Raw genomic sequence first — 19602 nt, forward strand, 5'->3', positions numbered from 1 at the left:
AAAAAGCCGCTATAAAAGCGACTTTCTGTATGATTACAATTGTTTACTATTGAATAGAATCTTTAGCACCTTTATCCCAAGGAACCATTTCTGATTCATAGAAATTGATATTCTTCAATTTAAATCGGTTATAATGTTTCCCTAATCGGACTTTATAAGTATCCCATTCTCTTGATGAATCCTGAGACCATCCAATCTCTGCATAACCTAGTAAACGAGGTATTACCATATATTCAATATCGTCAATTGTTTCTAAAGTTTCTGCCCAAAGTGGAGCCTCTACTCCAACAATATCATCTTTTCCTACTCCTTCAACAAGAGTAGAAGGGTTCCAATCGTATCCTGTTTTCACATTTATAAGTCCTGCCCAACTAAGCCCTAAAGGAGAAATTGAATCATATTTCATATCCAAATAAGCTTTGGATGCTGGAGAGATTAATACTTTTGACCCTTGCTTAACTGCTTCTTGAGCGTTTTCTTTATTCGCCCAAAACTGTACAACAGTAGATTCTTTTAATTCAGCATGTCTAATTTCATCCCAACCAATTGGCGTTTTTCCATGCTTATAAACCATATCTTGGACACGAGTAACAAAAGGAATATAATCTTCTAATTCTGTAGAGTGAGACTCATCTCCACCTATATGAATATACTCACCAGGAGTAATTGCAATAATTTCTTTAATTACATCTTCTATAAAAGTATATGTAATCTCTTTATCTATACAAAACGAACTAAAGCCTACTTCTGTTCCTGTGTATAATTCTGGTGCTTTTCCATCACAATTTAATTCTGGATAAGAAGCTAATGCAGCATTTGTATGACCTGGCATATCTATCTCCGGAATAATAGTTATATATCGCTCTTGTGCATAAGCAACTATCTCCTTATAATCTTCTTGCGTATAAAAACCGCCTTCTCCGCCTCCTACTTCCGTACTAGCGCCGATTTCTGTAAGCTTTGGCCATGATTTTATTTCAATACGCCAACCTTGGTCATCTGTTAAATGCATGTGTAAAACATTTAGCTTATATGCTGCCATAAGATCAATATATCTCTTTACTTCATCTACAGTAAAAAAGTGTCTTGACATATCTAACATACTTCCACGGTAAGAATACTGAGGGTAATCTGTAATATTAACTCCTGGAATTACCCATCGTATATTTTTAATAACTTCTGGACTTGCAATTTCAGAAGGCAATAACTGTTTTAATGTTTGGATACCTCTATAAGCTCCAGCTGCTGTAGAAGCACTCAATGTTACAAGATTTTCATTCACATTTAATTTATAACCTTCTTCTCCTTCTACTTCCGAAGATATTTTAAAGACAATCCCACTAGCTACATCATCGGTGCTAGAAGTTGTTTTTAATTTAATACCACTTGCATTGGCTATTGTTTCTACAAAACTGCCTGCTACAGCCTTTAATGCTGCGTCATTATCAACATACAATACTGTACTTTCTGTAATTTCGAAAGTCCCTTCATTCTTTTCAACAGAAACAGGAGCTGGAATTAAACTTCTATCTTCTAAACTTGCTTGTGGTTTATTTGGCGTCGTACAAGCAAATAATAGAATCGCCAATGTTAAACTGGCATTTAGTAAAATGTACTTTTTAATATTTATCATTTTAAAACTTGGTAATTGGTTAGTAATATTTAATTATTTTTTTTCCTATTCCTTAAAAAAGTAAAACTTGACTTGAAAAAAGAATCGGTTTCAGTGATTTTAAATTATGTTTCCTTACTATTCTCTAATAAAACCTTTTAGTGTTTAGTTAATCATTAAAAAGGGAACATTAAAACTATCACTTTTATAATTATTGAACAAATTGTAAGATTCAAAATTAAGAATACAATAAAAATTTAATACTTACCCTACTTTTAGTGAAGTAAATAACTCACTCTCTTTATTTATTTATAATGAATTACTACTTTAGCGGGTTTAAGGTATTTCACTTTTCAATTCCTTTTTAATTGTCAATACATAATAAAAATATAAAATCTCAATTCGAGATACATTATACTGCACTCTGTAAAAAAGCATATTTTTACATAGAGGACATTGATGATGCCAAAGATATTGTACAGGAGGTTTTCTTGAAGTTACTCGACAAAAAAAACTTAAACGATATTAAAGATTTTAAAAGTTACCTTAATCGTTCTGTTGTGAATGCTTCTTTAAAATGGATAGCAAAACAGAAGAAAAAAAAGAAAATTGATCACACAATAGAAATCCAAAAAGGAACAGAATATTCTATTGAAGATAGTATCATTAAAGATGAATCTTCTACTATTTTAAACAAAGAATTAAATAATCTTCCTGAAAAGTGCAAAGAGATATTTGTTTTATGTGTTTTAGAAGATTTAAAATATCAAGAGGCAGCAGATACTCTAGGAGTATCTATAAATACTGTAAAGTCTCAAATAAAGAAAGCTTATAAAATATTGAGAAAGTCTGCTAATTATCACAGCTTTCTCTTTCTTTTACTGAATAAAAATCAGTAAAATAATAATTTCTTTAAAAAAAACTCCAATTGACGTCACCCTAAATTAAAGTTTTGGGATCCTAGTTATAAAAGAGGTCTTCTCTATTAAATATAACATGGATCAGATTAACGACATATTAATAAAAAAACTTCATAATAGACATACCGAAGAAGAAGAGCGTATGTTCAAATCGTGGATTCTTGAATCTAAAGAAAATAGCGATTTCTACAAGAAATTAAAGCGTTTAAAAAAAGAAAATGACTTACATAGAATAAATCAAATAGATACGGATAAGGCTTGGCAAGAAATTCTAACTAAGCATAGAGAAAAGAGAAAGTTAACAAATAAAATTGTTCTTAAAAGAGTTCTTGCTTCAGCAGCAGTTTTCATTGGAATTATCGCCTTAGGAATTAGTTATTACAATCTTAAACAAATTGGAAATACTCCTGAGGAACCTATAATCACCCTTCAAATAGGAAAAGGAAAAACCAATAATATTATACTTTCCGAACAAAAAGAAATTCTTAATCATGAAGGGGATGCTATTGCAAAAAAAGTAGGTTCAGATTTAGTTTTCCAGCCTATAAATAAAAAGGATTACAGTATAAATACAGTTCATGTTCCCAACGGAAAGACATTAAATATCATCCTTTCAGACAGCACTTCAATTCACATTAACGCTGGAAGTACTTTAAAATTCCCTACCAATTTTGAAAAAGACAAAAAGCGAGTTGTAACATTAGAAGGAGAGGGTTTCTTTAATGTAACAAAAAATAAAGAGCAGCCTTTTATAGTCAAAACAACTGCTTTAGATATAACTGTTTTAGGGACGCAATTTAATGTTAATGCTTATGCCAACAACCTCAATTCTAATATTGCGTTAATAGAAGGTTCAGTTAAAGTTAGTTCAAAAAATAAAAATATTAAAGGTATTCAACTAGCTCCGAATCAAACGGCAACATTGAATGTTGGTTCTAACAATATAGATGTTAAAAATGAAGATGTTTCTAAATACACTGCTTGGATTGAAGGAAAAATAATAATTGAGGCTATTCCATTTTCAGAAATAATAAAACAACTAGAGCGAAAATATAACGTCACCATTATTAATAATAATAAGGCGTTAGAGGATCAAAATTTCACAGCTTCTTTTGACATCGAAACTATTGATGAAGTTATGGAAGCATTTAAAATAAGTGTTCCCTTTGAATATAAAATTCAAGGAAAAGAAATAACGATTACAAATCCAGAAAAATAATAAACATGTAAAAGAAGAAATACAAACACAAAAAAACAGGAAATGTTGCAGCATCCCCTGTTTCACAAAAATTGTTCAGTCAAATTAGTCTAATAACCAAACATCACAAATGTATGAAAAATAGAACTTTCATAAGGCCCTATTGGTCTTATTCCTCTCAATTTTATTTAAAAATGAAGTTAACTATATTTTTTCTCTTAGCTTCTTTATTTACAGTAAACGCAAACTCATATGCGCAAAAAACAAGGATTGATTTAAATCTTAAAAATGTTAGTATTGAAACTGTACTTAAAGAAATAGAACAGAAAACAGATTTTAAATTCTTATATAATAATAATGAAATAGATACTCAAAGAGAAGTTTCTATTGATGTTTACAAGAAATCTGTTTCTGATATCTTAGATACTATTTTTAATAATAGTAATATCACTTACATTCTTAAGAAGAAGCAGATAGTTTTAAGGAAAAACACTTTTAAAAGCTCCTTCCTTTTTGATAAAATAGAGAATCTCCAAAATCAAGTATCTGGAAAAGTAACTGATGTAAACAACGTTCCGCTATTAGGGGTTACAGTAAAAGTAAAAGATGCTCCAATTGGGACGAGTACAGATCAAGATGGAAATTTTACCATTACTGCTAGTCAAAATGATGTATTACAGTTTACTTACATTGGTTTCGAAACCAAGGAAGTTAAGGTGAATAACGCCTCTACATTTAATGTAACCCTTAAAGAAGCCGTAGAAGCTATTGATGAAGTTGTTCTTGTAGGTTATGGAGAAGTAAAACGAGAAAATATTACTGGTGCTGTAAGTAGTGTTAAAATGGAGAGCTTTAGCAACCAAGCTCCAACAGTAAATGTAGAACAAGCACTTCAAGGACAAGTAGCAGGTCTTTCTGTAAGTACTCCAAACGGACAGCCTGGCGCTGCTTCTAAAATTAGAATTAGAGGTACTTCCTCCCTATCAGGTTCTAACCAACCGTTGTTCGTTATTGATGGAATTCCTGTAGTTCCTCAAAGCAACATTCCTGTAGGTGGAACCGAAGGCCAAAATCTGGGTAGAGAATTAAATTACCAAGGTTTAAGTACACCGATCGCTAATATAAATCCAAATGACATTGAATCTATAAGTGTTTTAAAAGATGCATCTGCGGCTGCAATTTATGGTTCTAGAGCAGCTAATGGAGTTATTATTATAAACACAAAAAAAGGATCTAAATACTCGAAACCCACAATTAATGTAGATGTTTCTAGCACGATACAAACTCCAAATACATTGGATGTTTTAAATGCAGATCAATATAAAGATATTTGGACAAGAGCCGTTCAAAACAGTAATGTAGATGATGCTTTTACAAAAAGTGTTTTAGATGGTTCTTATTTTGGAGATACAGAAACTAATTGGGAAGACGAACTAACTAACGGGATGGCTGTTTCTACCGACGCTAATTTAAGTGTCCGCGGAGGGAGTGAAAAATCACAATATTCTATTTCCCTTTCTGCTTTAAATTCTGAAAGCGGAATTCAAGGCGCAAGTAGTGAACGTTACACGCTAAATATAAACCTAAATAATGATATAACTGATTTTTGGAGGTTTGGAACCAGCTTACAAACATCCTATCTTAATCAATCTTCTGCAGATGGAGGTCTTGTAGATAGAATGTATACTTTCAGACCAGATGCTCCTATTTTTGATGAAGATGGGAATTATGCATATTCTGAAACTTCTAACAGCGAAAATCCTGTTGCTTTAGCACAAGCTAAAAATAAAAATAAAACTTTTCTTTTTCTAGGTTCTGTGTTTACCCAATTAGATTTAACGAAGGGATTGACTTTTGAAACCAGACTTTCCGCAAATTATAACAACGGAAATCAATATAGCTTTTATCCAAAATACACTTCTAGGGGAGGTTGGTTTAGATTTAGTGGAGATGGAGATGGATTTGCTCAAGACAGTAGGTCTACAAATACTATTCTACAATGGCAAAATACATTAACCTACAAGCAGACTTTTAATCAAAAGCATAATATTGATGCAGTTTTAGGAACCACTTTTGAGGAGATAAACAGCTCTTACAATAAAGCTTTTGGAACTGGATTTTCTAATAATGTTTTAAGCAATGTATCTAGTGCTACCGTTAGTAACGGAGGTGAATCCTATGAAGAGGGTTCAGGATTAGCTTCTTATTTTGGTAGAGTTAATTACGATTATAATCAAAAATACCTTATCACATTAACAGGAAGAGTAGATGGTTCTTCAAAATTTGCTAAAGAGAATAAATATGCTTTCTTTCCAGCAGCAGCAGCGGCGTGGAGATTATCTAATGAAGATTTTATAGCTAATAGCAATGTCATTGACGAAATGAAATTACGTGTTAGTTATGGATTAACTGGTCAACAAGACTTTGGTGCTTATCAATGGAGAACATTATATTCTACAGATGCTTATGCAAACGACCCTTCCACTGTTTTATCTCAATTAGGTAATGATCGATTAAAATGGGAAACTACGAAGCAGTTTGACTTAGGAATGGATTTTTCATTTTTTAAAAATGTAATTTCTGGAGGAATAGGATATTACTCAAAAAATACAGAGGATGTTATATTCCCTGTAAAAACTCCTGGAAATACAGGTGTAACATCTGTACTTGCAAATATTGGAAAAACGGAAAACAAAGGATACGAACTACTTTTGGACATTCGTCTTTTTAATAATCAAGATTTTTCATGGAATCTAAGCTTAAATGCAACAAAGAACACAAATACACTTACAGAAATAGGAGACGACTATAAAGATGATGACGGTTATATAGTTGGTTTCCCTGGTTTGGGAGGTGGACGTTTGCAAGAAGGAAGTCCTATTGGGCTTATTTATGGTTATGAAGCCGCAGGCATTTTTCAGAATCAAGCAGAAATCGATGCATTGAATCAAGCGGCTCCAAATGGTGTTTATCAGGAAGATGGAACTGCTCCTGGAGATTTAAAATTTAATGATATTTCTGGCCCAGATGGGATCCCTGATGGAATTGTTAATGACTTTGATCAAACTACTATTGGAAATTCTCAACCTGATGTATTTGGTGGATTCAGCAGTACTTGGAGATACAAAGGTTTCTCTCTTTCAGCTCAATTTAGTTACTCTATAGGTAATGAGTTAATGTGGTTTTCTCAATCAAGAGCAATCAATTTTACAAGCACCTATTTTAGTGAGAATAAAACAACTGAAGTTTATAATGCATGGACAGCAGAAAATCCTACAGATCAGCCAAGAATTGTCTATAAAGACCCTAATGATAATGATAGACTTTCTAGCTATTACGTACACGATGCATCTTATCTAAGATTAAATACACTAAACTTAAGATATACATTGCCTAGAAAAACAATAGATAGAATCAGTTTCATTAATTCTATATCATTTTATGGTATTGCTCAAAACTTATGGACACTAACAAATTATCCAGGAGCAAACCCAGAAGGAGGTACTCTATTTAATAATGATATTTCAGGATCTGGGAGAGATACTAATAGATTTCCTCCACAGAAATCTTTCACTCTAGGCGTAAATATTGGTTTCTAAAAAAAATATTATGAAAAAAGTACTATATATAACAATACTAGCAATTAGATTAACGGCTTGTAATTTGACAGATTCTATAGATCAAGATCCGCCAAATAATTTAGTTCCAGAAAATGTAGTAACAAATGAAGATGATGCTAAAGCACTATTAAATGGTGCTTATAGCCAGATCATATCATATACAAATTCTTCTTATTATATGTATTCTGAAATAATTCCGAGTGCATTAATAGGTTCTATGACAATAAATTCTAGTTCAGACGAAGAGATTTTCGATAATGATATTCTTGCTGAAAATGCTACAGTAAGGAACTTCTGGAGCATTTTTTATAGCGTGATTGATGCTGCAAATAATACAATTGCAAACACAGAAAAGTTAAGTAACGATCTTATTACTCCAGAAGCAAAAAAAGAAATTATTGGAGAAGCTCATTTTCTTAGAGCAATGGCTACTTTTGATGCATTACGCTATTTCGGACAATTTTATGACTCTAGTAGTAATCTAGGAGTGATCCTAAGAACAGAACCTGTAAACTTTGTTACTAGAAGCATAAAAAGAAGTTCTGTACAAGAATCTTACAGTCAGATATTGTCAGATTTAGATTATGCAATTTCTAATGCTCCTGACTTTACTGTTTCTTACAGAGGTTCAAAAACAGCTGCAAAAGCCTTAAAAGCAAGAGTTTTATTGTATAACGGGCAATACAATGAGGCTGCAAACATAGCAGATCAAGTAATAAATGAGGGAACTACTTCTTTAGAAACTAACTTCTCTGATGTTTTTGATAAAGGCTATAATGCTTCAGAAAATATCCTAGTAACTTTTAGAGATTCCGAATCTGATAATGATGAGAATAATAGAAAACGATTTTACGCTGGGCGTGTTGCTGATGGATGGTTTACCGATCTCATGGAAAATGATCCTAGAAAAGAGGCCAGCTATAGTGGTACTACTGTTTTAAAAACTAATAATGAAAATAGTTTTCGTCCAACATTCTTTATCCGTTTAGCAGAAATGTACCTTATAAAAGCTGAAGGTATTTCCAGAAGTACTGGTGATGTTGAAGCCGCAAAAATTCCTTTAAACAAAATTATAGAGAGAGCAGATGCAGATTTATCTACTGCTACCTCTATTGAAGAACTCAATGATAACATCTTTAACCAATATATTAAAGAGATGGCCTATGAAAATGGATCTGATTGGTTTGCAGCAATACGATTTGAAAAAGCTATGGATTTAAAACCTTCTATAACAAGTGTGGATCAATACATTCTTCCGATCCCTACAACAGAAATAGAAGGGAATGAATTTCTTACACTTGCAGATCAAAATCCAGGTTACGAATAAGCCGTTATCACTATAAAACTTATCAATAATTTTTAGATAAACATACATAAAAATCTTTATTTATTTGAATAACAGTATTACATCCTTAAGGAAATATATGCCTTAAGGATGGAAATACTAAAGAAAATTTAAAAATGAAAATACTACAAATACTATTTATATTATACTGTGGAGTTTGCTTTTCACAGGACACGAAAACATTCAATAATTCTGATTTAAGTACTCCGTTACCAATGGATCCTTCAATTAAAACAGGTACTTTGGAAAATGGTTTAAAATATTATTTAAAAAAGAATGTTAAGCCTGAAGCAAAAGCAGAATTAAGACTCGTTCTAGATGCAGGTTCTATCCTAGAAGATGAAAACCAATTAGGACTCGCACACTTTATAGAACATATGGCTTTTAATGGTACAAAATCTTTCAAGAAAAATGAATTAATCGATTACTTACAAAGTATAGGAGTTCAGTTTGGAGCAGATCTAAATGCGCATACTAGTTTTGATGAGACAGTATACAAATTAACTGTTCCAACAGATGATGAAGCTATTTTTGACACAAGTTTAGATATATTAAGAGATTGGGCAGACGGGATCACACTAAGTGATGATGAAATAGACAAGGAACGTGGTGTTGTTGCTGAAGAATTAAGAGCAAGAAACAATGCAAACTCTAGGATGTATGACAAAACAATTTCTGTAATCACTAATAATTCTCGCTACTCAAAAAGACTGCCTATCGGTTCATTAGATATTATATTGAATGGAGAACATAGTGCCTTAAAAAATTTCTATAAAGATTGGTACAGACCAGATTTAATGGCTGTTATCATTGTTGGAGATATTGATATTGATAAAACAGAAAGAAAAGTAAAGTCTTTATTTTCAAAAATCAAAGAAGTTAAGAATCCAAAAAAGCGAACACGTTATACCATTGAAGATAATAGTGCTACAACCATAAAAGTTGTAACTGACAAAGAGGCTAAAAGCACAAGTGTCTCCTTTTATTATAAGGAAGAAAAAGAAGCTGTTTCCACTCTAGAAGATTACAAAAATGACATCATAAAACTCCTTTTTACAGGGATGTTAAAACAACGATTAGATGAATTAGAACTTGCTGAGAACACTCCTTTACTTTCAGCTACTGGTGGAATCGGTAATTTTTTAAGCAATAAAGATGCATATTACTTAAAAGCAATCTTAAAAGAAGAGCAGATTAACGATGGTATTTCCATACTATTACAAGAAAATGAAAGAATAAAACAGCATGGCTTTAAAGCAACTGAGTTGGAACGCTACAAAAAAGCGCTTATAAATAATGCTAAGTTATTTCGTAAAGAAGCTGGAAAGATTCCTTCTAAGCTTTATGTTGAAGAGTTAATAGATAATTTCACTGATAACGAACCTGTTTTAAGTGAAAATTTCAGATATGAATTTTACCAACATATATTACCTACAATTTCTATTAATGATGTAAATGAGATTGCTGACTTTTGGATTCAGAATAAAAATCTAACTATAATTTTAAATGCTCCTGAAAAGCAAAATCTTGAGCTACCTACTGAAAATGATATTTTAGGATTACTAGAAACGTCAACTTCAAAAGAAATTGAACCTTATGTAGATACATTAGGAGATGTAAAGCTGAAAGCAAAAATCGTTGATTCTGGAAAAGTAACAGCTTCCAGTTACAATGAAAAAATTGATGTTACTACTTGGGAGCTAAGTAATGGCGTAAAAATCATATTAAAGCCTACCGAATTACAAAATGATCTCATCTCGCTTAGAGGTTACAGACAAGGGGGAAGTTCTATTGCTCCAGATGAATTATATGTGTCTGCGAGACAAGCCAGCAACATTATCGGTAATAGTGGTGTGGATGGAATTTCAAACATCAATCTAGAGAAACTAAATATGGGAAGAACGGTTTCTGTTACTCCTTATATAAATTATTATGATGAATTATTTTCTGGAAGCAGTACTTCTGAAGAGTTAGAAAGAATGCTTACACTTATAAATCTTTACTTTACCGCACCAAATAAAGATGAAAAAGTATTTAATACCTCTAAAGAGAGAATGCTTGCTTCTATTAAAAATGATAGTCTGAATCCTGATACTGTTTTTGATAATGAAATCAGTAAAATAATGACTAATAATGATTTAAGATCTATTCCACTTTCTGAAAAACAAATTAATGAAGAATTAAAGCTGGAAGAATCGTTTAACTTTTACAAAGAGCGCTTTTCAAATGCTAATGGATTCACGTTTATTTTTGTTGGTAATTTTGATATCGATACCCTAAAACCAATGGTTTTAAAATATCTAGGAGGCTTACCTTCGGATTTAAAAGAACAACAATCGTGGAGAGATATCGGTTTAAGAAGAATTACAGGAAAGCATAGAAAAGTTATCACTAAAGGAACAGAAGATAAGTCTAAAGTAGATATCCGATTTACTGGAAAACTTGATTATAATTTAGACAATCAAATGCAAGTTTCTCTTTTAGGAAAACTTCTAAAGATAAAACTCACCGAAGAGTTAAGAGAAAAAATGTCTGGAGTATATGGAGTTCAAGTTTCTGGATATGCAACAGACCGCCCTTATGATTGGTACCGAATGAATGTAAGGTTTACATGTGATCCTGAAAACAGAGAAGCCTTAATTGATAAAGTACATGAGGTTATAAAAGATATACAAGAAAATGGGGCTTCAGAAAAAAATGTAGCTAAAATTAAAGAAGCTGAACTTAATATTACTAAGGTAGCACTTAAAAGTAACAGTTATTGGGTAATGAAGTTAAGAAGTGCCGATGAATATGGATGGAATCCAGAAGAAATATTAGATTATGAAAAACGATATGATGTAATTACATCTGATTATTTCAAAAAAGCAGCAAACACCTATTTTGATTATTCTAACTATGTGGAATTTATTTTAATTCCTGAAAACTTAGAAGAATAATAAGAATCTTTCTATAAAAACCTCCACTTGTTTCTTTTTAATAGTATAGAAACTCGTGGAGGTTTTTTACATAAATTTCCCTGTAAAGTTATTCTTTACTCCTTATCATCTCTAAAACGGAACCATTCATATTCTTTGGAGCATCCTCTACACCTAAAATCTTTAAAATTGTAGGAGCTACTTGGTTGCTATACAATTGCTCTTCTATTTTAACTTCACCTAGTGCAGACGCATTTTTCCCAAAAGCTAAAATCCATACTTCGTCTGCTCCATTAATATCACTTCCATGACTTTTCCATGTTTCTAAAGGATGTGTTCCACGACCATGGTCTGTAGTAATTATAAAGGTTGTGTTGTCTTTATAAAATTCATCCTCTTGTGTAAACTCCCATAAATCTTTAATAAAAGAATCTGTAGTATGTGCTGATTTCAAATATGCTTCGTAATCTCCATCATGAGCAAAATCATCAGTTTCTCCATAAGCTACATAAACTATTTTAGGATGCTTACTTTTCATATATTCTTTAGCAAAATGATGTGTAAAGGCATCTAAACGAACAGTTCCCCATGGGCTAGGTATTTCTGACTGTAATTGGTTTAAAAACTTTTCCCTATCAGTTAAATCTCCTTCAGCATTTCTAAACCCCGCATTTACGGGAACACCGCTTCTCTTATCATTAATTATATATGGGAATACATCCCAACTTCCAAAGGCAGCTACCTCCCCTTTAAAATCATTTGTGCTATTTAATAATTCTAAAATGGTAGTATTTGGATTGTAGATTTTGTCATTGCTTTTTATGTTTTTATCATCAGCATTACCTGTTAAAATCTCATTGTAGCCAGGGTAAGAAAACCACATTGAATTTGTTAGATTCACTTTACTCCCCTTATCTCTATTACCATGAAGCTGTCCGTTTTTAGCTACATAATCCCATAAAAAAGGAAATAAAGCTTCTCTACGTAGCTTTGGAGTATTCTCCCAAAACATTTTTTTTAAACCTTCTGTGTTACTAACGTACGCTTTATTGTTTACCAACTTCTCGTCTGCACCTGTAAATAATTCTTGCCAACGGAGTCCATCTAAAGTAATTAATACTATTTTTTGTTCTTTCTCTTGTGCAAAAGTAAAAGTTGCTATCAGTAAAAACAGTAAAGTTATTTTCTTCATAAGGTTGGTTTTATTTCTTGTTTTAATACCAGCTAAAATTAATAAGTTATGAACAAATAAAACTATTAATCAGAATTAAAAAAGGCAAGTCAAAAAATGACTTGCCTTCTTAAAGTGACCGCGAAGGGATTCAAACCCCCAACCCTCAGAGCCGAAATCTGATGCGCTATTCAGTTGCGCCACGCGGCCTTATCTTTGTTTTTAAAAATTCTCTTCCAGACCCAGATTTAAAATATCGTTCTCTAGTTATAGCCAATTCCCGCGTATTAAACTCCTCATAATAAACCAAAACCCATGGTTTATATCCTTTAGTTGATTTAGTTTTTCCTGAATTATGCTCTCTTACTCTCTCTTCAAGTCTGCTCGTATGCCCTTTGTACAACCTACCATCAAACCCACTTCTCAAAACATAAACGTAATAAATCATAATTCAAATTTTGCGCCCTGCCTGCCGGCAGGCAGGTATTCAGTTGCGCCACGCGGCCTTATTTTTGTTTTTAAAAATTCTCTTCCAGATCCAGATTTAAAATATCGTTCTCTAGCTATAGCCAATTCCCGCGTACTAAACTCCTCATAATAAACCAAAACCCATGGCTTATATCCTTTAGTAGATTTAGTTTTTCCTGAATTATGCTCTCTTACTCTCTCTTCAAGTCTGTTCGTATGCCCTTTGTACAACCTACCATCAAACCCACTTCTCAAAACATATACGTAATAAATCATAATTCAAATTTTGCGCCCTGCCTGCCGGCAGGTATTCAGTTGCGCCACGCGGCCTTATAAATTATGGTTTATTCCTAGCTTAATCTACTTTTTACTACTGTAGAAATCGTTTTTCCATCTGCTTTTCCTGCTAATTCTTTTGAAGCCATTCCCATTACTTTCCCCATATCTTTCATTCCTTCAGCTCCTGTTTTAGCAATAACTGCATCAACGATTACGGCAACTTCTTCTTCACTTAGTTGTTCTGGTAAGAACTTTTCTAAGATTGCTGCTTCTGCCATTTCAGGTTCCGCTAAATCTGCTCTTCCTTGCTCTGTATATATAGCAGCGCTATCTTTTCTTTGTTTTACAAGCTTCTGTAATAGTTTTATTTCATCTTCTTCAGACATTCCATCCTTACCACCAGCACTTGATTGTGCCAATAACAATTCAGATTTTACTGATCGAAGTGCTGTTAAAGCTACTGTATCCTTTGATTTCATAGCAGTTTTCATCTCTGCCATTACCTTGTCTTGTAAACTCATAATTGTACTGTATTTACTATTATTTACGCTGTGCGAAGATAAAAAAATAACCCGAAACCTTTTTAAAAGATTTCGGGTTTTAAATTATTAGATTTTTAAAAACTAATCTACATTATCATGCAGAAAAGAATTATTGCTTCTCAATTGTGTTTCTTCATTGCTATCAGTTCCTACACTCATACGAGAAGATTGACTATCAGATCTTCTATCTTCAAGGTCAATTCCCATACGTTTATAAGCTGGTTGCTTTTCAATTTCTTCAATCTTAGAAGCATTGTTATGGAATTTGTAGTTAAAGTCCTTTAACTTACGTCTACGCTCTTCTGCTCTATTTCTTAGGCTATCTTCAATAGAGCTATTCATAGGATCCACCTCTTCATCTGCAGCTTCCTGTTGCGGTTGTTTTTCTTCTACAACTTTTTTCTGAAAAGCTAATTCTTGCTCTACCTTCTCTACCTTTTTCTCTACAGGTTTTGCGCTGTTCATCTGGTCTTCAATCTCCATATAATCATCTAAACTATAACGCTTAGTTCCTCCTTCAGAGACTTCAGTAACGGGAACAACCTCTACATGATCATTCACTTCAACATCATTCACACTATCAGAGAAATCAAAAGTAACCACATGCTCACTTTCACTTTCCTCTTGACTGTCTTCATTTAAAGGCATATCAAAAGGCAATGCTGTTTGCTTTTTTGGTGCAGCTCTCAAAACCTCAGGATCAACTACATCAATATCTTTAATTTGAGATGTCGTATCGATAATTACAAAGTCATCATCGTTTTCTAATGTTACTTCATCATAAACAACATTAATGTTTTTTATAAGCTCTGATGTTGGAATTAACTCCATATCATTTTTAGCTTGAGGCTTCACTTCTGGCTCCACATCATCTTCAACAAGAGTATGCTTTACAACCTTTTCTGGTTTTGCTTCTACTTCTTGTTCATTTGAACTAAAAAACTGCTGCTGATTATTTTTAGGGGTTAAATCATGCATTGCTTTTTGTTCATCTTCTAAAGTGTGGATTATTTTTTTTGCTTCAGTATTAACAATTTCATGCTGTTGTTCAGCGTCGAAACCCGTAGCAATAACTGTAACAGCGATAGCATCTCCTAAACTTTCATCTTCACCAACTCCCATAATGATATTTGCATTATGTCCAGCTTCATCTTGAATATGATCATTAATTTCTCCAATCTCATCTAGGGTAATTTCATCAGCACCAGAAACAATAAGTAGCAATACGTTTTTAGCACCTGATATTTTGTTGTCGTTTAATAACGGAGAATCTAACGCTTTCATAATAGCCTCTTGTGCACGGTTAGCTCCAGTAGCAGTTGAAGATCCCATTATTGCAGTTCCACTATTTGAAAGTACTGTTTTAGCATCACGTAAATCGATATTTTGCGTGTAGTGATGTGTTATCACCTCTGCAATACCCTTTGCCGCAGTTGCCAATACTTCGTCCGCTTTAGAGAAACCAGCTTTAAAACCAAGGTTTCCGTATACTTCACGAAGCTTATTATTATTAATCATAATTAGCGAGTCTACATTCGCACGAAGCTTTTCTACCCCACGCTGCGCTTGCTCATTACGCATTTTCCCTTCAAACTGAAAAGGAATTGTAACAATACCAACAGTTAATATGTCCATGTCTTTTGCTAGCTTAGCTATAACTGGTGCAGCTCCTGTACCAGTTCCACCACCCATTCCTGCGGTGACAAAAACCATTTTAGTATTGGTATCCAACATAGATTGCAGTTCTTCTAAGCTTTCTATAGCTGCATTTTCACCAACTTCTGGATTGGCTCCTGCACCAAGTCCTTCTGTTAATGAAACCCCTAACTGCACCTTATTTGGTACGCCTGTATTTTGTAACGCCTGTGAGTCTGTATTACAAACTACAAAGTCTACTCCGTTTATACCCTGCTGAAACATGTAATTAATTGCGTTACTTCCGCCGCCTCCAACGCCAATAACTTTAATTACATTACTTTGATTCTTTGGTAAGTCGAATGAGATGTTCCCTAAATCTGTTGTGCTACTCATAATAATTCTTTTTTACCCTAATTTTTTCTATTTACTACTTTTTTGAATATTTTTTAAGATGACCTTTATAGCGTTGGTTTACTACTCTGCGTTATCTAAAAAATCTTTTAATTTTTCTGACCACTTTTCGAGAAACGATTTCCGTTCTACTGGCGGTTCAGTTGGTTGGGGCTCTGTATTTATTTGCGGTTCTTCTATTTGTTCTTGCTCTATTTGCTCTTCCTTAATGGCTTCTTTTTCTTTTTCTATTTTTAAAGCTCCATTTTTCTTTTGCTGCTGAATGGCATTCATAACCAAACCTACAGCAGTTGCATAAACAGGACTTGCCACTTCAGCATCAGAATCTCCTGCTAGATGTTCATTAGGATATCCTATTCTAGTATCCATACCCGTGATGTATTCTACCAGTTGCTTTAAGTGCTTTAGCTGACTTCCACCTCCTGTTAAAACGATTCCAGCTATTAATTTTTTCTTTTGATCTTCATGCCCATAATTCTTGATTTCCATATAAACCTGCTCTACAATTTCCACAACTCTTGCATGGATAATTTTAGATAAGTTTTTTAAGGTTATCTCTTTAGGCTCTCTACCTCTTAAACCAGGAATAGAAACAATTTCATTATCCTTATTTTCTCCAGGCCAAGCAGATCCAAATTTTATTTTTAATAACTCTGCTTGCTTTTCTATAATTGAGCATCCTTCTTTAATATCTTCAGTAACAACATTTCCCCCAAAAGGAATTACTGCAGTATGCCTAATTATACCATCTTTAAAAATAGCTAAGTCTGTAGTACCACCTCCTATATCTATCAATGCTACTCCAGCCTCTTTTTCTTCTTGACTAAGAACTGCATTTGCAGCAGCAAGAGGTTCTAATGTAATTCCAGCTAAATCTAGTCCAGAACTTTTTACACATCTTCCTATATTTCTAATAGAAGACACTTGCCCAACAACAACATGGAAATTCGCTTCTAAGCGACCTCCATACATTCCTATTGGTTCTTTTATTTCAGCCTGTCCATCTACTTTATATTCCTGAGGAAGCACATGTATTATTTCTTCTCCAGGTAACATTACAAGCTTGTATACTTGATTACATAATTTATCTAAATCAACCTCACTGATTACCTCTTCAGAATCTGGTCTTGTGATATAATCACTATGTTGTAAACTTCTTATATGCTGACCAGCAATCCCTACCACGCAATCGTGTATTTTTAATCCAGAAACACTTTCTGCTTCTTGAACAGCTTGCTGTATAGATTGAATAGTTTGAGTAATATTATTAACGACACCTCTGTGTACTCCCAAACTTTTGGATTTACCAATACCTAAAATTTCAATCTTTCCATAGTCGTTTTCACGACCTATCATAGCCACTATTTTAGTGGTCCCTATGTCTAATCCTACCGCGTATTTAGTATTTTCCATAACTTATTTTTTGGTACACACCACTTGATTATCAAAACTAAGGTTAACAGTTTTATAACTATCTAAAGTTTTATCATGTAACCCCTTCTGATAAAAAGCTTTAAAATTATTGAACTTAGATTCTAAGTTCGCTACCTCACCAAGGTCTACAATAAAACCTTCGGTTCTTAACTTCAATTCAAAATGCTTATTGTTCTGATGAATTCCTATAATATTTTTTTTCAGAAACTCATCGAAATATATAAACATAGCCAACTCATAGAGCTTTGGCATATTATTTTTTACATCTGTACCAGTTATCAACGGCACTCTAGCTGAATGCACCGGAGATAATGGCATCGATTTACCCTCTATATCTATATAAAATGGCTGATTCGCTGCTACTCGCCCTATTGGCGTGCGCTGCCGAATTTTAGCTCCAATTTGCCCTGTTACAGATACATACACATCTGCTTCTTGTACCATTGCATTAGCAATCAGAGACTTCTCTATAGTATTCAAAGCTAATTTTTCTTTTCGTACGCCCGTAAGGGTATCTGGATTTTGTATCAACAATTTATTAACCGTATTTCGAGTGATATAATGACCATCGTTATTTAAAAATTCGATGTTGCAATTAGCACTCAATTCACGGTTTTCATTCCTTGTATTCGAAAACGAATACAAGAAAATCAATGCGAATAGCACAACAAATATTTTTATATGGTTAACATATTTTTTCACTTAACGCTTTTTTTATGGTATTAACTTCTAGTCCAATATCTCCTGCTCCTAAGGATAAGAAAACTTGCGAATCGCTTTTTCTCAACACCTCAGTTAAATCTCTTTTTTCAACCTTTTGCTTGTTATCACTGGAAATCATTTCCAACAACCAATCGGCAGTAATTCCTTCAATAGGTTTCTCTCTAGCGGGGTATATGTCTAATAAAATTATCTCATCAAAATTGGCTAAGCTCTTTGAAAATTCGGGGGCAAAATCTTTCGTTCTTGAAAAAAGATGGGGCTGAAAGATTACAGTTGTTTTTTTATTTGGGTGTACACTTTTTACGGCTTCATAAACAGCATCTATTTCTGTTGGATGATGCGCATAATCGTCTATATAAATAAGATCTTCTTGATTTATATGATAAGAAAATCTACGTTTTATTCCTTTAAAAGTGGCAAGGGCTTCAGCAAGACGACTTAGAGGGGTGTCTATAGTAGTCGCCATTGCTAATGCTGCCAATGCGTTTAACAAATTATGATTTCCTGGCTTGTTAAACCTCACTCCTCTAACATGTTCTGTGGGAGTCACTAAATCGAATAGGTAGGTTGAGTCTGTTATTGTTAGATTTCTAATTGAAAAATCAGAATTATCCTCTATACCATAAGTAATTCCATTAATTGGCAATCCACTTTTCACAAAAAGCTTCCCTCCTGGTTTTACTTTCTCAGAAAACGCTACAAAAGTTCGTTCCATCTCCTCCTTATCTCCATAAATATCTAAATGATCTGCATCTATTGAAGTAATACATGCTACCGATGGAGAGAGATGTAAGAAAGAGCGATCAAATTCATCCGCTTCTACTACGGTAAATTCATCTCCTTCTATTAAAAAATTACTATTAAAGTTTTCAGAAACACCTCCTAAAAAAGCTGTAATTGGTGTTCCTGTTTCTTTTAAAATATGTGCTAAAATCGCACTTGTTGTTGTTTTTCCATGTGTTCCAGCTACAGCAAAGCAGTAAGAGTCTTTTGTTATCAGTCCTAAAACTGCTGCTCGTTTCTGAATATTAAATCCATTTGAAACAAAATAACCATACTCGCTATTATCACTTGGAACTGCAGGTGTATAAACAACTAATGTGTTTTCTATATTTTTAAAATCAGCTGGGATATTCTCTATTGCATCATCATAATGAATTGCAATTCCCAACGCTGTTAATCCACTAGTAATCTCACTAGTAGTTTTATCATATCCAGCAACTTCCTTTCCTATGAATTTAAAATAACGTGCTAAGCCAGACATGCCAATGCCGCCTATGCCCAGAAAGTAAACGTTATTTATTTTATTTAAATCCATTTTCA

The 19602-nt window shown here is 33.2% G+C and carries 14 protein-coding genes and 1 tRNA gene; 5 read left to right on the top strand and 10 right to left on the bottom strand.

All coding sequences use genetic code 11. The features are described from left to right. Nucleotides 1-46 precede the first annotated feature (46 nt). Nucleotides 47-1633 (bottom strand): beta-N-acetylhexosaminidase, encoded by a 1587-nt coding sequence (locus tag JM658_RS14305; protein WP_236959968.1) that lies wholly within the window; start codon nucleotides 1631-1633, stop codon nucleotides 47-49. A gap of 347 nt (nucleotides 1634-1980) precedes the next feature. Here JM658_RS14305 and JM658_RS14310 point away from each other — a divergent pair, with 347 nt between their 5' ends. From JM658_RS14310 to JM658_RS14330, 5 genes are all read left to right on the top strand, one after another. Further along, nucleotides 1981-2511 carry an RNA polymerase sigma factor gene (locus tag JM658_RS14310; protein WP_236959969.1) on the top strand — a complete coding sequence of 177 codons (531 nt, stop codon included), beginning with the start codon at nucleotides 1981-1983 and terminating at the stop codon, nucleotides 2509-2511. Nucleotides 2512-2608: 97 nt separating this feature from the next. After that, a complete protein-coding gene (locus JM658_RS14315; protein WP_236959970.1) occupies nucleotides 2609-3751 on the top strand; it encodes a FecR family protein in 1143 nt (380 codons plus the stop codon). A 173-nt stretch (nucleotides 3752-3924) separates the two neighbouring features. Further along, nucleotides 3925-7329 carry a TonB-dependent receptor gene (locus tag JM658_RS14320; RefSeq protein ID WP_236959971.1) on the top strand — a complete coding sequence of 1135 codons (3405 nt, stop codon included), beginning with the start codon at nucleotides 3925-3927 and terminating at the stop codon, nucleotides 7327-7329. A gap of 10 nt (nucleotides 7330-7339) precedes the next feature. After that, a complete protein-coding gene (locus tag JM658_RS14325) occupies nucleotides 7340-8677 on the top strand; it encodes a RagB/SusD family nutrient uptake outer membrane protein (protein ID WP_236959972.1) in 1338 nt (445 codons plus the stop codon). Between the two features lie 134 nt (nucleotides 8678-8811). Then, a complete protein-coding gene (locus JM658_RS14330) occupies nucleotides 8812-11634 on the top strand; it encodes a M16 family metallopeptidase (protein WP_236959973.1) in 2823 nt (940 codons plus the stop codon). An 88-nt stretch (nucleotides 11635-11722) separates the two neighbouring features. Here JM658_RS14330 and JM658_RS14335 read toward each other — a convergent pair whose 3' ends face one another. The 9 genes from JM658_RS14335 to murC form a co-directional block, all read right to left on the bottom strand. Further along, nucleotides 11723-12805, bottom strand: coding sequence for an alkaline phosphatase family protein (locus tag JM658_RS14335; RefSeq protein WP_236959974.1), 1083 nt, complete (start codon nucleotides 12803-12805; stop codon nucleotides 11723-11725). A 115-nt stretch (nucleotides 12806-12920) separates the two neighbouring features. After that, nucleotides 12921-12994: transfer RNA gene (locus tag JM658_RS14340), tRNA-Arg, on the bottom strand. After that, nucleotides 12972-13232, bottom strand: coding sequence for a GIY-YIG nuclease family protein (locus JM658_RS14345; RefSeq protein WP_236959975.1), 261 nt, complete (start codon nucleotides 13230-13232; stop codon nucleotides 12972-12974). Before JM658_RS14345 ends, JM658_RS14340 begins: the two co-directional genes overlap by 23 nt. Then, a complete protein-coding gene (locus tag JM658_RS14350) occupies nucleotides 13229-13528 on the bottom strand; it encodes a GIY-YIG nuclease family protein (protein ID WP_236959976.1) in 300 nt (99 codons plus the stop codon). The genes JM658_RS14345 and JM658_RS14350 overlap by 4 nt, the downstream gene beginning before the upstream one ends. A 74-nt stretch (nucleotides 13529-13602) precedes the next feature. Then, nucleotides 13603-14052: a GatB/YqeY domain-containing protein gene (locus JM658_RS14355; RefSeq protein WP_236959977.1), complete on the bottom strand. Its 450-nt coding sequence runs from the start codon at nucleotides 14050-14052 to the stop codon at nucleotides 13603-13605. 102 nt (nucleotides 14053-14154) lie between these two features. Further along, entirely contained in the window at nucleotides 14155-16104 is a 1950-nt protein-coding gene (gene ftsZ / locus JM658_RS14360; protein WP_236959978.1) for a cell division protein FtsZ, read from the bottom strand. Between the two features lie 81 nt (nucleotides 16105-16185). Beyond that, nucleotides 16186-17535, bottom strand: coding sequence for a cell division protein FtsA (ftsA, locus tag JM658_RS14365; RefSeq protein WP_236959979.1), 1350 nt, complete (start codon nucleotides 17533-17535; stop codon nucleotides 16186-16188). Nucleotides 17536-17538: 3 nt separating this feature from the next. Further along, nucleotides 17539-18258 (bottom strand): cell division protein FtsQ/DivIB, encoded by a 720-nt coding sequence (locus tag JM658_RS14370; RefSeq protein WP_236959980.1) that lies wholly within the window; start codon nucleotides 18256-18258, stop codon nucleotides 17539-17541. After that, nucleotides 18242-19597, bottom strand: coding sequence for a UDP-N-acetylmuramate--L-alanine ligase (gene murC / locus JM658_RS14375; RefSeq protein ID WP_236959981.1), 1356 nt, complete (start codon nucleotides 19595-19597; stop codon nucleotides 18242-18244). Before murC ends, JM658_RS14370 begins: the two co-directional genes overlap by 17 nt. Between the last annotated feature and the right edge of the window lie 5 nt (nucleotides 19598-19602).

Origin of the sequence: Joostella atrarenae, from assembly GCF_021764745.1 — a bacterium.
Classification (GTDB): domain Bacteria; phylum Bacteroidota; class Bacteroidia; order Flavobacteriales; family Flavobacteriaceae; genus Galbibacter; species Galbibacter atrarenae.